Here is a 14,817-nt window from a genome sequence, read left to right on the forward strand (position 1 = left end):
TGTTGTTGGTGACAACACCAACAACGGCGGGGAGGAACACACCCCTCCGTCCCTCTCAAGAGAGGAATAGCTCGTGCCCGGCTTTTTTATCTGGTTTTATTACTCAATCGGCATCCCGAATTGTAGCAGGTAACCATTATAATCAAAAACACCGAACTCGCGCATTCCATAATTAAAATCTTCAATAGGATAGCAAATTACTGCCCTGTCTTTCAATTCGCTCCATAAAAGGTCAACTTTATCTGTCCGTATATAAAATGAGCCTGTAAACTTAGGTATAGTGAATGAAGCATTATCAACAGGGAGTGCCAGCATGATTTCAATATCATCACGACTTACCGTAGCCCATCCCCAGTCTTCATCATAGCCTATACAGGTAAATCCGAGGTTATTTATATAAAAATCAACACTTTCCCGTACCTGCCGGGTGTATAACATAGGAGCAATAGATTTTAAAGACATATTATTTTGAAATAAGTTAGGTTGCACTGGTGTAAAACAAAATGCGTCATTGCGAGGTACGAAGCAATCTCAAACTATACAGAGCAGCCCTGCACATCGGGGATTGCATCGTACCTCGCAATGACGTTTGGTTGGTTGTTAGTTGTTTATTTTAACCTTCCGTTTACTTCAAATATACATAAGTTATTCCATCTCCGCCACGATCAGCATGTTCATCTTCCATACGGTCAACCTGTTCATATTTTTTGAGGTATTGCCTGATCATTTTGCGCAGGATGCCGTCGCCTTTACCGTGAATGATCTTCAGGTTATTAAAGCCCATCATCAGCGCGCGGTCAAATAGTTTTTCAATCGCGTGAAGCGCATCTTCAGTGCGCTGGCCGCGCACATCAATCTCCGGACTAAAACTGGCCAGGTCATTGGTTTGTGAGCTGAAATTACGCCTGATCTCTTTGGGAACCGACGATTTGGATACTTTGATCACCCGTTTCTTTTTAGCAACGGTGCGCAGATCGCCAATGGCAATCACTACGTTCTCCTTAATAATCTCAATCACCTGACCTGTAGTTTCCGAATCGGTAAGTTTTACCCAGTCGCCCGGTTTTAATTCCTCATCAGCAGGGGCTGTAGGTTTTGGGGCTTCAACTTTAACCGTGTTCTTTTTAAGCTCAACGTTCAGGTTTTCGCGAAGCTGTTTGGTTTTTTCTTTATCGGCATTACTGCTCTTAATTTCTGAGATGGTGTTTTCAACCAGCTTATTGGCGTTCAGGATAATGTTCTTGGCCTGGTCTTTAGCTTCCCTGATGAGGGAGCGTTGATTTTCTTCAAGATAGCTTTTCAGTTTCTCGTTTTCGGCCAGTAGCTCATTTACTTTTCGTTGTTGCTTATCCAGCTTTTGTTTGGTTTCAAAAATAGCGCGCTTTTCACGCTCCAAATCAACTAACAGCGTATCAACCTTTTTTTGCCCTTCGCTTATTTTATTTTTGGCGAGGTTAAGCACGTTGGCGGGTAGACCGATTTTCTGGGCTATTTCAAACGCGTATGAGCTGCCGGGCTTGCCAATTTCCAACTGGTAAAGCGGCCGCATCTCAATGTTATTGAACAGCATCGATGCATTTTCAATGCCTTCGGTATTGCTGGCGAAGATTTTAAGGTTAGAGTAGTGGGTGGTTACCATGCCTTTAACCTTTTTTTGATTCAAAGATTCTAACACAGCCTCGGCAATCGGCCCGCCAAACTGCGGATCGGTACCGGTACCAAACTCATCTATCAGGATCAGGGTTTTGCCATTGGCCTGTTCCACAAAATTCTTCATTTTGGATAGGTGGGCGCTATATGTACTCAAATCACTTTCAATCGACTGGTCATCACCAATGTCAACAAAAAGCTGCTTGAATACACCTACAACGCTGGCCTCATCAGCAGGGATCAGCAAGCCTGCCTGCACCATCATTTGTAATAAACCAACGGTTTTCATACAAACTGATTTACCGCCCGCGTTAGGGCCCGATACCACGATGATGCGGGTACCTTCATCTATCTGCATATTTAGCGGAACAACCGTTTTTTTCTCGGCCTTAAAATTCAGGAACAGCAACGGGTGACGTGCATTATATAGCTTAACCCTTGCTTCGTTTACTACCTGCGGCATTTCGGCCTCAATATCAATGGCAAATAAGGCTTTGGCGCGCACAAAATCCAGCTTGGTTAACAATCCATGATAGGAGAGCAGTAAAGGCACATAAGGCCTTAATTCGGTAGTTAAGGCAGTCAGGATCTTTACGATCTCGCGGCGGCGTTCAAACTCCAGGTCGCGGATGCGGTTGTTGAGTACGAACACCTCTTCGGGCTCAATGTAAACTGTTTGGCCTGATGCCGACTCGTCATGCACAAAGCCTTTCAGCTTGCGTTTGTTTTCGGCCAGCAGGGGGATTACCAGCCTGCCATCACGTACGGTTAATGAGCCATCGGCAGCCCAGCCGTTTGATGTGGCGTTTTTAAATACCATATCAATCTTTTTGCGGGCTTCCTGCTCGGCTTTGGCAATGCCTGTGGTAATTTCCATGAGCTCGCGCGAGGCGTTGGGCCTGATCTTCCCTTTTTGATCAATTATGGCATCTATCTTTTTAAGAATCGCCTTTTCAATTGGCAGGTGTTCAAAAAGCGCTTCGAGGTTGGGGTATAAACCTTCACGTTCGTTAAAGTAAGCTATAACGGCAAATACAGTATTCAGCGAAGCCTGTACCTGGTAAAATTCTTCTTCTGTTAAAAAAACGCCCTCAATCCGGGCTTTGTTAGCAAGGGTCTTTATGTCAAAAAAATGCTGGATGGGCAAGGCCTCATCGTTAACCAGGATATTCTTAAACTCGTTTGCCTGGTTCAGGAATTTATGTATCTGGTCGTAATTGCTCATTACCTGGATCTTGTCAACCATTTGTTGACCCATTTCACTCAGGCAATGTGCTTTTATCAGTTCTTTTATCTCGGTAAAACCCAGCTTATCTACACTGTTTTGGGGGTAAAGCATCAGGTTATGTCTTTAGGTTTCTTATCGAATCGGCTTTTCGCTGTGCTTTGCTTTTGCGGGGATGAAATCTCCTTGCCGAATCGGTTTTAAGTTTAGTTTTTAAATTTTCCAATGAATCCGCTCTGCGGGCTGCCGGGTTTTCATGGGGGATCAGTTTTTTTGCCGAATCTGTTTTAGTTTTAATATTTAAGTTTTTCAGGGAGTCGGTTTTATGGGCAACCTTACTTTGTTCGGTTTGTACTTTAGCAAGCGAATCTGTTTTATTTTTAATTTTAATATCTACCTGGTCATAAATGGCCAGTAATTTATCAGGTTGTGTGGCATAATACCGCATGCTTTTGTTAAAGCGGCCTGTATCAGTATGCAGGCGTTGAAACATAGCTATGTACTTGCCTGCACCATACTTGTACAAACTATCCGGAGCCTGCATGGTGTTATACAGGCTCCCATCGATGATGTGTATCTCAGTTAAAACCTCGGCCATAGCCTCCGGCTTAAGCACGTCTCCGGGAACACTTTTGCCATTGCAGGCACATAAAAAAAGTGCTGCAGAAAAAAACAAGGTTATATATTTATGCATTCAGTAATTTAGCGGCTGATTAATTAAGCAAATTTACGGATAAATGAGCATTGCAGATAACATCAAAAGCTTAAAAAAGGAAACGGAAGCAGATAAGGTAATATTATTGGCGGTATCAAAAACAAAACCTGCCAGCGATGTGCAGGAAGCTTATGACGCGGGACAGCGCCTTTTTGGTGAAAATATTGTGCAGGAGATGGTTGAAAAATATGAGCAGCTGCCCAAGGATATTGAATGGCATTTGATCGGTCACCTGCAAACCAATAAGGTAAAATATATTGCCCCTTTTGTCAGTATGATCCAATCTGTTGACAGCCTGAAGCTTTTGCACGAGATCAACAAGCATGCTGAAAAAGCCGGAAGGGTAATAGACTGCCTGCTGCAAATTTACATTGCCGACGAAGAGACTAAATACGGACTGGGCTTTGATGAAGCGATAGAATTGCTGCGGTCGGAAGAGTTTGCCGCGATGAAAAACATCCGCATTCGCGGATTGATGGGCATTGCTACCAATACCGATAATGAAAAACAGATAAAAGAAGAGTATTATGAACTGAATACTTTTTTTGAAGGCATAAAAGTGAGTTATTTCAGGAAAGAGGAAAGTTTTGATATCCTTTCGATGGGCATGTCATCAGACTATAAGCTGGCCATTGAACAGGGCAGTAATATGGTGAGATTAGGCAGCACAATATTTGGCGGCAGGGTGATTAAGCATTGGAAAAATAATTAATCAGAATTTTCAGAATTAATGAATTTTCAGAATTAGCCCGCCGTTGGTGTTGCCACCAACAACCTATTTTTTGAAGCGAAATTTAAGTGTTCAACTTTTTAAAAAACGGGTGTTCAACTTTTAAAATTGCATAAAGTTAAGTGGTTGATTATCAGTTGGTATGTGTTCATTTTGTTTGAATGGGTAATAATCTGTAAAATTAAATGGTTGATTATCAATTGGGTTTGTTTTTGAAATAACTACAAGTGTTCACACCTAAAAAAGTTGAACACCTGTTAAATAGACAGGAAGTTGTTGGTGACAACACCAACAACGGCAAAATAATAAAATGAGCAATACAGAAAATAAAATAGAAGGTCAGCATCCCCTTCAGGGGGCAGGGGGGCTAATCATAAGAGAAGCTATTCAATCCGATTGCCCGCGCTTAATGGAGTTGGTACATGAGCTTGCCTTGTATGAAAAGGCACCCGAAGAGGTTACCGTTACGTTACAGCATTTTGAAGAAGCCGGTTTTGGCCCCAGTCCTGTTTGGAAGGCTTTTGTTGCCGAAGTTGATGGCCTGGTTGTTGGTTTCGCGGTATACTACATCCGCTACTCAACCTGGAAAGGCAGCCGCATGTATTTGGAAGACCTGATAGTGACCGAAGATATGCGCGGCAAAAAGATCGGCAAACTACTGTTCGACCGCTTGATCCAGGAAGCTAAAGAGAAAGGTTTCAGTGGTATGGTTTGGCAGGTGCTCGACTGGAACGAACCCGCAATTAACTTTTACAACAAGTACGGCGCGAATATTGAGGCAGGCTGGTTAAATGCCTCTCTTTCGAGGGAGCAGTTATTAAACTACTAAAACATATACTTATGAAAAATCTGTGTTTGTTGTTTTTTATCGCATTGGGCTTATCATCGTGCCAGTGGGGAGTTCCCAGTAAGGTTAAAGAAAAATCATTTGATACCCTGCGCTATGCCTATAAAGTAATAAAAGCAAGGGCAGCAGATTGCGGTACAAAGCCTGATAGCGGGTGTACAGTAGTGAAAATTAACTATCCGTTTTTTGACAGCGCTAAAGCTTTAAATGATACTATAGTTGATAAGCTTACATTAATGTTTGCCATGGATGGTAAAGCGGACAGCAGCCTGGAGCTGATGACCAAAAAATTTCTGAAGTCATATGACGATTTTAAGAAGACAGATCCGAGGTCGGGAATGTTTTTTACGCTGGATGATTCTGTTAAAGTGATCCACCAGGATTCGAGCTTAACTACACTTGAAGTGCGTGGCTACTCGTACACTGGCGGTGCTCATGGCGGCACATCTGTCACTTTTATAAACTGGGATACCAAAGCCGGTAAAAATCTCAAACTTAATGATGTTTTTATCATCGGGTATCACGACAAACTAACTGCCGTTGCCGAAAAGATCTTCAGGAAGAATGAAAAACTAAGCGACACAGCATCGCTGAAGGATAACTACTTTTTCAAGGACGATAAATTTGCCATTAACGATAATTTTTCTATTACGCCCCTTGGTATCAAATTTTTGTATAACCAGTACGAGATAAAGCCATATGCGGCCGGCATTACCGAATTATTTATTCCTTACGCACAGATCAAATCATTAGTACAGCCGGGTTCGGTTGTAAGTCAATTCATCAAATAAATGCTTGTTTTTAAATTCGGAGGGGCATCGGTTAAGGATGCCGCGGGTGTTACCAACCTTGCTAATGTTGTAAAACAATATACTGATCAACAATTGCTCATCGTGGTATCGGCCATGGGCAAAACTACCAATGCGCTCGAAAAGCTTACCAAAGCCTATATGGATCAGGCTGATGATATGCATGATATCTTTAACGGGATCAAAGAATATCATTATAACATATTAGAGGGATTGTTTGAACCCGGTCACCCGGTATTTGATGAAGTGGCCAATACTTTCGTGGAGATTGACTGGGCCATTGAGGATGAACCGCACGATAGCTATGATTTTGTATACGACCAGATCGTATCTATAGGTGAATTGGTGTCAACGCGCATAGTTAACGCCTACCTGAACCATGTCGGCCTGAAAAGCAGATGGCTTGATGTGCGCGGGTATGTGCACACCGATAATACTTACCGCGAAGGTATTGTTGAATGGGATAAAACAAAGGTAAGTATTGGTAAAGACATTCCTGCTTTGCTCGAAAAAGGTATCGTGGTAACACAGGGTTTTTTAGGTGGTACTTCCGAAAATTTCACAACTACGCTTGGTCGTGAGGGCTCTGATTATACAGCTTCCATATTTGCAGCCTGTTTGGGTGCAGAGTCGGTTACTGCATGGAAGGATGTGCCGGGGATCCTGAATGCTGATCCGAGATATTTTGCCGATACCGTAAAATTTGATGAACTTTCCTATACCGAAGCCATCGAAATGACCTATTATGGTGCAAGCGTTATTCATCCCAAAACCATCAAGCCATTACAAAACGCTAAAATTCCGTTATTAGTAAAACCCTTTACTGATCCTTCGGCTGCCGGTACCGTGATAAAAGAAGATGGGCATAACCAGTTTACCAAGCCCGTGATCATCCTTAAGCAAAACCAGGTATTGTTGTCGGTATCGGGTAAAGACTATTCATTTATTACCGAAGATCACCTGAGTGATGTCTTTCGGCTATTTGCCCAGAATAATGTTAAGGTCAATGTAATGCAAACATCTGCATTGAGTTTTTCGGTTTGCTTTGATTTGAATGAAGAGCGTTTTGAAAAGCTGCTGAATGGTCTTAAACAGGATTTTAAGGTGAAGTACAATGAGGGCTTAACACTTATTACAGTACGTCATGATGGAATAAATACCATTAAGGAGTTAACAGAAGGCAAAACTATTTTGCTTGAACAAATTAGCAGGAATACGATACAGGTAGTGGTTAAGTAAAAGTCAAAAAAGTCACTTTATCAACATTCGGCTGTGTTTAAATACCCGCCTTTAGCCTCAAAAAGCTATATTTGGGCATGAAGGCAATCAACACCATCAGGGATTCAGCAAATATCGGACTTGGGATTTTATCGGCGGCTTTTGGTCTTAAAGGCTTTTTATTGTCGAGTCATTTTATTGACGGAGGTGCCACCGGGGTATCTATGCTGATATTTGATATAACTTCCATACCCATATCCATATTGATCTTCGTAATCAATGTTCCTTTCCTGTGGATCGGTTACCGGAAGCTTGGTCTTTGGTTCGCGATAAAAAGCACAATTGCAATAGCCTTATTAGCCCTTTGCCTCGCACTGGTTAGCTTTCCCGACGTTACTCATGATAAATTGCTTACTGCTGTATTTGGTGGTGTGTTTATCGGTACAGGCAGTGGCTTGGCCATGCGTGGTGGAGCGGTGCTTGATGGTACTGAAATAGCTGCCGTACTGGTAAGTAAAAAGACCCAACTGCTTAAAGTGAGCGATTTTATTTTGCTGCTTAATGTTTTGATATTTGGGGTAGCGGCATCGGTATTGGGTGTTGAGCCGGCCATGTATTCCATATTAACCTATATGGCTGCCGCCAAAATGATCGACTTTTTGCTGAACGGTATCGAACAATACTCGGGTGTTACCGTCATCTCAACCAAAAGCGATGCTATTCGCAGGGCTATCACAGTTACCCTTGGCCGCGGAGTTACCATTTATCAGGGCAAAAGCGGTTACGGTAAAGATGGCCATGTTAATGATCCCCGTGATATTGTTTTTACGGTAGCTACCCGCCTGGAAATCCCGTCTCTCAAACAAACAATCCTTCGTATCGATCCCAAAGCTTTCATTGTGCAGCAAAGTATCGATGATACAACAGGTGGTTTATTAAAGCGCAAGAAACTACATTAAGAAGCTAAAAGCCGAGGGCTTAAAGCTTTTTTTGCATTTCTTGTTGTTTTTTATGCTTTAAGCCTTCGGCTTTTAGCTTATAAAACGCTAACCGGGTGTTTATGCTCATCAATAGCAACAAAAGTAAAAGTACCGGTGATGGCCTTTTCACGAACAAAGGAGTACATTTCTTCGATATAAATTTCAACCGAAACTTTGAGGCTGGTATTGCCGATGTGGGCTATGCTGCCAACAAGCTCAATAATGGTTCCCGCAGGGATGGGGCGTTTAAAGTCGATCCTGTCTGAAGATACTGTAACCATCCTTTTACGGGTGAAGCGGGTTGCGGTAATAAAAGCTACTTCATCCATCATGGCCATCGCCGAACCGCCGAAAAGCGTGTCGTAATGATTGGTGTCACTCGGGAATACGGTTTTAAATATCCGGGATTCTGCGTCTTTAATTCGTTCTTCAGTTGTCATTGAGTTGAATTTTAACTCCCTCTCCAAAGGAGAGGGTTGGGATGAGGTGGCTTATCTCAGCTTGCCCCACTTCAAGTAAGTGGCGCCCCATGAAAAGCCTGCACCAAAGGCAGTGAGGATTACATTGTCATTTTCTTTGAAATCTGCCTTGTAATCCCACAACGCCAGCGGAATAGTTGCCGCTGTAGTGTTGCCATATCGGTCGATATTGATTTTAACGCGGCTTTCAGGTAAACCTAAAGCATCTCCCACAGCGTGGATAATACGGTAATTTGCCTGGTGGGGGATAAGCCAGTTAATATCATCTATGGTGAGGTTATTACGTTGCAGTATAGATGTGCAGCTTTCAGTCATACCCTTAATAGCAGCTTTGAAAACTACGCGGCCGTCCTGGCGTATGTAATGGAGTTTTCCATCGATGGTTTCTTCTGATGCTGGGTTCATGGAACCACCACCCGGAACAAATAAATGTTCACGGCCATGACCGTCTGTTTTAAACACACTGTCAATAACGCCAATATCTTCGGCAGATGGTTCAAGCAATACCGCACCAGCGCCATCACCAAAAAGAATACAGGTGTTACGGTCGGCGTAGTTTACAATAGCACTGTTTTGATCGGCACCGATAACTATTACTTTTTTATAACGATTGCTTTCAACCAGGCTTGAGCCAAGTGTAAAGGCATAAAGGAAACCGCTGCAGGCTGCATTAACATCAGATGCCCAGGCGTTGCTTAATCCGCATTTATCGCAAACAATGCTGGCAGTAGAAATAAGCAAATAGTCGGGAGTTGAAGTCGCTACAATAACGCAGTCAATTTCAGAAGGATCAACTTTGGCATTTTCAAGTAAATTTTTCACTGCGAAGGCAGCCATATCTGAAGTAGCCAGTGTTCGGTCGGCAAGGATCCTTCTTTCCCTGATCCCTGTGCGTGAAACTATCCAATCGCTGTTAGTTTCAACCATTTTCTCTAAATCACTGTTAGTTAAAATGTTGTCAGGAACATAGCCGCCTATACCGGTAATAACCGCGCTACTTTTTAATGCCATAAATGTTAGATATCTCAAAAAACACGCAAAGATACGGAATTTTGCCCGTTTTAACTTGTCATGCAACTGTATGATTATACAATCTTGCCCCCGAGCACTGCAATAGTTTGCCATTTGTCGACACAAAAAGGCAACTAAACGACACATCTTTCAATGCCATCGTCGCTGCTTTTACTTTTGGATCAACGATTTAGATTAAACTTAAAAGGAGAACATACAATGGAAAGAAAGAACTTTTTAAAAAGCCTGGTAATCGGCGCAGTGTCATCGTCAGTATTAGTTGAAGCCTGCAAAAAAGATGCCGATACAGCCACAACTACGACTACCACTTCAGGAAGTTCATCTTCCGGTAGTACTTCGGGTTCAACCGATTCTGGCACCTGCAGCGTTGTTCCTACAGAAACAGAAGGGCCTTACCCAACACACTCGCCTGCATCATATGTAAGAAGCGATATTACCGATGGCCGTACAGGGTATAAACTTACCGTGAACATTACAATAAAAAACAGTAATAGTAGCTGCGCCGCACTTTCATCTGCATTGGTTGATATCTGGCATTGCGATGCGGAAGGGAATTATTCTGAATATGGTGGCAGCGGTACGCAATCAACAAATTATACTTCAGTTCATTTTTTACGCGGCAGGCAAACTACCGATTCAAATGGCCTCGTAACTTTTACTTCTATATTCCCGGGTTGGTATACCGGCAGGGCCACGCATATCCATGTGCATGTTTACAACTCGTCAGGTACGTCCTTGAAAGTAACCCAAATTGCGTTCCCTGAAGGTACAGGTACAGCATTGGCTGCCGTTAGCGGTTACAGCAAAGGAATGAGCGGCTATACCTACAATGCCAACGACGGTGTGTTTAGCGATGGTTATACCCTTGAACTGGCTACCGTTACCGGCAGCACCACCGCCGGTTTCGTATTAACCATCAGCCTGAGCGTGCCTGCTTAAATTTTCATTTTTGTTTTGTAACAGGGCGCCGGCTATTGTTGGTGTCTTGTTTTTATAAAACTGTAATATGCAAAAACGTGTGATCATTTTGTGCTATCGTAAAATCATCGATATCCGGTCGGTTAAACAGTGGGATAAGCTGGTGTTTGAAAGTACCTATCTTGAATTTAAAATGCAGGCCCAGAATTTTAGTCGGGGTACGGACCATACTTCCTATGCCGAATTGTTACGAAATGTGCCCAATGCCCGGCGTTTAACCGGTATGGTTACACCGTCGGTTACTGGTTACATTCAGCAGCTTGACAACATTATGCCCGATATTTTAAATAATATTGGCAGGCGGTTTCTTACCTTCAGCAAGTTTCAGCTGGAGATCATCAATTCGGATATTAATGACAAGGATAAACACCAGGTTGCTATTAATTTTTATTCCGAACCGTTAATGTGGCATGATACTATAGATAATTACCTGCTTATATCCGCTCAATCGGTCGAAAATCAATCAACTGTCGAAAATAATGGTGTAGTAACCAACCTTATGCAATTGCAGCCTTATATAAATATAAGTTCATTACAATATTACAATTAAATGGAAAAAATCTCACCGGGACAAATACACCTAGCCGACCAAAGAGGTTTCACGAAAAGCCCAACCTTAAGGCGTTATAGTAGTTTTAACTATGGTAACTATTTTAATGAGTATCGTAAGCCTTTTGGCCGGCTGGAGGTATGGAACGATGAAATGCTGGCGGGAGGCAGCTCCATTGATGTGACCGTCAACAACTCCGGCTGGTTTGTTTTAATGCCGGTTACCGGGGAGGTGCTGTTAAAAAGAGTAAATGGAGACATCCGCTTGATTGACGTAGGAGAAGTGTTTGTAGGCTACGCGGTTGCCGGTGAGCGATTTGAACCAACCAATCTGTACAAAAGCGATTGGATCAATTACATTTATTTGCAATTACAGGATGATGGCATTATAAATCCGCACCGTGATGCGGTTTTTAAGTTTGATTTTGCAGGCAGGCCAAACGAACTGATTGACCTGGTCCCAACCAGCGGAATGTATCCGTTTCGATTGCATATCGGCGTATTTGGTGGTAGGGCAGATGCCCTTTATCAACTTCAAAACAGCAGTTCGCTGTTTTATGCATTTGTGCTTGCCGGGGCTTTTGAACTGCAGGGCCGCCTGATGCATGAGCGTGACGGTTTGGCGCTCTGGCAATTAAAGGAAGCTGATCTGGAAGCGTTAAGTAATAATGCAGTGATTGTGATATTGGAAGTGTTGCAGTGATTTTTGAGGCGTTTGTGAATATATAAAGATTGATATTGTCGTAAGCACAAAATCGAAGGAAAGCTGTTTATATACCCCCATACAGTCAATACTACAAATATTAATAACCCATTGAACAAGGGCTTAATCAATAAGTATTTGGTTTAATAAATTTGAAAAATAGCTATAATTAGTTATTTTTTTTATGGCGGAATTACCACAAATTTACTGGAACCAATATAACTTAATCCCTTCCTGCAATGAAAAGGTTTTCCGTTTTGTTTATTGTACTATTAAGTACAACATTTTGTTTTGGGCAGCTTCCCTACAGTGAAAAAGGCGTCACCATTAGCTATGACGGCAATGAAAAAATAGGTACACGATACGAAGAAAAGTGTAAAGCCACATTAGATGTTTACAGAGTAACCGGAACTATAAAAAACAGCAACAGTGATAAAGCGGTTAGATTAAGGGGGGCGGCGTTAACTTTTAACGGGAATGACTGTGGTTGGTATGAGGGCCATTATGGAATTGAAAGTGAGATTTACCACATTAGTTTTTCAAACATTCAGAATTGGCACGGACAATGGGTGGATATTTTACCTAATAAACAGCTTACGCTATCTGCAGAAGTATTGGTAACCCAGGACAGACGCTGTCCTGAACCCGGATATAATTTTCAGTTCGACCTCGTTACTTTACAGGAAAAACCAAGCCAGGCTCAGCAGCAGGCCCCGGTCAAAAATTCTCTTCAATGGTCAGGCTGGAAATCTTTCAATATAGATAATTGTAACCCTAATATAGAATACAGGTATTTGGTAGAACGGGGCTATGGCCTAAATTATCAGGTACACATGTGGTTTGAAGTGAAGAATAACAATGATAAGGAAGTTTCTTATCTGTTTAATTTGCTGGATGATAAAGAAAAGGTTCAGTTTGGCGACCAGCATGTTACCAAACCAGGTGAAATAACCCGTTTTGTTCACAAAATGAGCGGTGATATTGTCAAAAAATGGAAGCTGGTGAATTTAGTTTATACTGATACAGGAAAACCCGTTTGCGAAAAACAGCAAAGCACCAATTCCAGCCCCTCGCAGGGCAATAAGCAAAATGCCCCGGCGGCCGGCAGTCAAACAGCTAACCAGGGTAGTCAAAATTCAAGTAATAGCGGTAGTGCAAGAGCCGGGATAAAAGGTAATAGCGGGGAATTTACCTATAAGGGGATCAAATACGCCGGGAAATGCACATATAAAACCCGAGATCAAGACTGTAATGGTGGTAGTATGTCTGTATCAATGGAATCGGACGAGAGAACGGTATGGATCTATAATATGCCCCAGGGCAGTAGCGGAACCTATAATATAGGAAACGGTTTGGGCGGTAATTGTGAATTACATTTTATCTTACCCTTTTTCGATGCCGGTAAATACAAGCCTGAGGGGTCTTCAAGTGGCACGCTCACTAAAACATCATCCAATAGTTTTACATTTATCTGTAAGCTTTCAAACGGCGAAACCATTACGGGTTCTGGTAATTATGGCAGCTCAGAGGTGAAATCTGCTCCTGTAAAACCGGAACAACAACCTGTTGTTACAGTACCCCCTCCTGCACCCGTAGTATTAACTCCAAAAGAGGAAGCCGAAAAGTTTTTAGCCGAAAATAGCAAGAAGCCGGGCATTATTACCACGCAGAGCGGCTTACAGTACGAAATAATTAGCCAGGGCACAGGTTCAAAACCATTATCGTCAGACAAAGTGAAATTCAGTTCCCGGTGGACCACTATAATTGGTAAAGAAATTAAAGATGTAACCGACTGGCGTCCGCCGGCCGAGCGCATTGTTAGCGAAGTAGTTCCAGGTATGGCAGAGGGTTTTAAATTGATGAGCGTTGGCAGTAAATACAGGGTGTTTATTCCGGCTAAGCTCGGGTATGGCGAATCTAAGACACCTGGTTTTACATATATTTGGGAAGTAGAATTGCTTGATATAGTGAAATAAAAGATGTTGTAATTGAGAGGAGTTCGTAGATTTATGAACTCCTCTCAATCAGGATGCTTGCCATTTAAATAGCCATACCTCCCGAAGCTTCTATGCTCTGACCATTAACCCAACGTGCATCTTCAGTACAAAGGAAGGCTACCACGCCGCCAATATCTTCCGCAACGCCAGGCCTGCCTAAAGCAGTTATGCTGCTTACCATTTTTTGTGTTTCTTCGCTGTTGCGTAAATGGCCACCGCCAAAATCAGTCATGATAGCGCCGGGGGCAACCACATTGGCCCGGATACCCCTTACGCCAAGTTCTTTAGCCAGGTAACGGGTGAAAATTTCTACCGCGCCTTTCATAGATGCATATGCCGAAGAACGTGGAACCGATACCCGCGTCAACCCGGACGATACGTTAACAATGCCACCTCCATCTGCCATTAACGTGATCAGCTTTTGAGTTAAAAAGTATACGCCTTTAAAGTGCACATTCAACAAATCGTCAAAAAACTCCTCGGTAACATCAGGGATAGCGCTGTAGCCACCTTGCCCGGCATTGTTAATTAAAAAGTTGATATGATTGGTGCCAAATTTATCTGTCAAAATTTCACGGAGTTTTTCGGTGAATGCATCAAAGCTTTTAATTACTCCGGTATTGAGTTGCAATGCTGCTGCTTTGGCTCCGCTTTGTTCTACAAGGCTAACCACCTTTGCCGCTTCCTCCGCATTGGTATTGTAAGTTATAATAACATCTATTCCTTTTTCGGCAAGCCTTAAAGCCATGTCCCTGCCTAAGCCACGGCTGCCGCCGGTTACCACCGCAATTTTATTTCTGTTTTCCATTTTCTTTTTGTTTTGATACAAAAGTAAAACAGACAAGAAGCCAGGTGTTTGAATAAATCAATCCATTATTTGCAAAATTCAAATAATGGGTAAATAC

General features: G+C 42.5%; 15 protein-coding genes. 9 read left to right on the plus strand and 6 right to left on the minus strand.

Going from position 1 to position 14,817, the window contains the following annotated elements; all coding sequences use genetic code 11:
- Nucleotides 1–99: 99 nt before the first annotated feature.
- From ACEN9X_RS21115 to ACEN9X_RS21125, 3 genes are all read right to left on the minus strand, one after another.
- A complete protein-coding gene (locus ACEN9X_RS21115; protein WP_413667018.1) occupies nt 100–462 on the minus strand; it encodes a VOC family protein in 363 nt (120 codons plus the stop codon).
- Nucleotides 463–625: 163 nt separating this feature from the next.
- Nucleotides 626–2,989 (minus strand): endonuclease MutS2, encoded by a 2,364-nt coding sequence (locus tag ACEN9X_RS21120; protein ID WP_413667019.1) that lies wholly within the window; start codon nt 2,987–2,989, stop codon nt 626–628.
- A 4-nt stretch (nt 2,990–2,993) separates the two neighbouring features.
- Complete coding sequence (locus ACEN9X_RS21125) at nt 2,994–3,569, minus strand: DUF4296 domain-containing protein (protein WP_413667020.1); 576 nt, start codon at nt 3,567–3,569, stop codon at nt 2,994–2,996.
- Nucleotides 3,570–3,612: 43 nt separating this feature from the next.
- Here ACEN9X_RS21125 and ACEN9X_RS21130 point away from each other — a divergent pair, with 43 nt between their 5' ends.
- The 5 genes from ACEN9X_RS21130 to ACEN9X_RS21150 all read left to right on the plus strand — a co-directional run bounded on the left by ACEN9X_RS21130 (nt 3,613) and on the right by ACEN9X_RS21150 (nt 8,153).
- A complete protein-coding gene (locus ACEN9X_RS21130) occupies nt 3,613–4,302 on the plus strand; it encodes a YggS family pyridoxal phosphate-dependent enzyme (protein ID WP_413667021.1) in 690 nt (229 codons plus the stop codon).
- A gap of 328 nt (nt 4,303–4,630) precedes the next feature.
- The gene (locus ACEN9X_RS21135) at nt 4,631–5,149 is read left to right on the plus strand and encodes an N-acetyltransferase family protein (protein ID WP_413667022.1); all 519 of its coding nucleotides are present in this window, start codon (nt 4,631–4,633) and stop codon (nt 5,147–5,149) included.
- Between the two features lie 11 nt (nt 5,150–5,160).
- Nucleotides 5,161–5,958 (plus strand): DUF3298 domain-containing protein, encoded by a 798-nt coding sequence (locus ACEN9X_RS21140; RefSeq protein ID WP_413667023.1) that lies wholly within the window; start codon nt 5,161–5,163, stop codon nt 5,956–5,958.
- The gene (locus ACEN9X_RS21145; RefSeq protein ID WP_413667024.1) at nt 5,959–7,215 is read left to right on the plus strand and encodes an aspartate kinase; all 1,257 of its coding nucleotides are present in this window, start codon (nt 5,959–5,961) and stop codon (nt 7,213–7,215) included.
- 77 nt (nt 7,216–7,292) lie between these two features.
- A complete protein-coding gene (locus ACEN9X_RS21150; protein WP_413667025.1) occupies nt 7,293–8,153 on the plus strand; it encodes a YitT family protein in 861 nt (286 codons plus the stop codon).
- A 77-nt stretch (nt 8,154–8,230) separates the two neighbouring features.
- On the opposite strand, the gene ACEN9X_RS21155 is transcribed toward ACEN9X_RS21150, so the two are convergent.
- Together ACEN9X_RS21155 and ACEN9X_RS21160 are read right to left on the minus strand one after the other, a co-directional pair.
- Entirely contained in the window at nt 8,231–8,614 is a 384-nt protein-coding gene (locus ACEN9X_RS21155; protein ID WP_091211131.1) for an acyl-CoA thioesterase, read from the minus strand.
- 51 nt (nt 8,615–8,665) lie between these two features.
- Nucleotides 8,666–9,664 (minus strand): beta-ketoacyl-ACP synthase III, encoded by a 999-nt coding sequence (locus ACEN9X_RS21160; protein ID WP_413667026.1) that lies wholly within the window; start codon nt 9,662–9,664, stop codon nt 8,666–8,668.
- Nucleotides 9,665–9,883: 219 nt separating this feature from the next.
- Between ACEN9X_RS21160 and ACEN9X_RS21165 the strand changes: the two genes are divergently transcribed.
- The 4 genes from ACEN9X_RS21165 (at nt 9,884) to ACEN9X_RS21180 (ending at nt 13,891) form a co-directional block, all read left to right on the plus strand.
- Nucleotides 9,884–10,624: an intradiol ring-cleavage dioxygenase gene (locus ACEN9X_RS21165; protein WP_413667027.1), complete on the plus strand. Its 741-nt coding sequence runs from the start codon at nt 9,884–9,886 to the stop codon at nt 10,622–10,624.
- 67 nt (nt 10,625–10,691) lie between these two features.
- Entirely contained in the window at nt 10,692–11,213 is a 522-nt protein-coding gene (locus tag ACEN9X_RS21170; protein WP_413667028.1) for a hypothetical protein, read from the plus strand.
- Nucleotides 11,214–11,915, plus strand: coding sequence for a hypothetical protein (locus tag ACEN9X_RS21175; RefSeq protein WP_413667029.1), 702 nt, complete (start codon nt 11,214–11,216; stop codon nt 11,913–11,915).
- 239 nt (nt 11,916–12,154) lie between these two features.
- Entirely contained in the window at nt 12,155–13,891 is a 1,737-nt protein-coding gene (locus ACEN9X_RS21180; RefSeq protein WP_413667030.1) for an FKBP-type peptidyl-prolyl cis-trans isomerase N-terminal domain-containing protein, read from the plus strand.
- 64 nt (nt 13,892–13,955) lie between these two features.
- Here the strand turns inward: ACEN9X_RS21180 and ACEN9X_RS21185 are convergent, their stop codons facing one another.
- Nucleotides 13,956–14,720, minus strand: a complete 765-nt coding sequence (locus ACEN9X_RS21185) for an SDR family NAD(P)-dependent oxidoreductase (RefSeq protein WP_413667031.1) — start codon at nt 14,718–14,720, stop codon at nt 13,956–13,958.
- Between the last annotated feature and the right edge of the window lie 97 nt (nt 14,721–14,817).

The organism is Mucilaginibacter sp. Mucisp86 (assembly GCF_047324315.1).
Taxonomy (GTDB): domain Bacteria; phylum Bacteroidota; class Bacteroidia; order Sphingobacteriales; family Sphingobacteriaceae; genus Mucilaginibacter.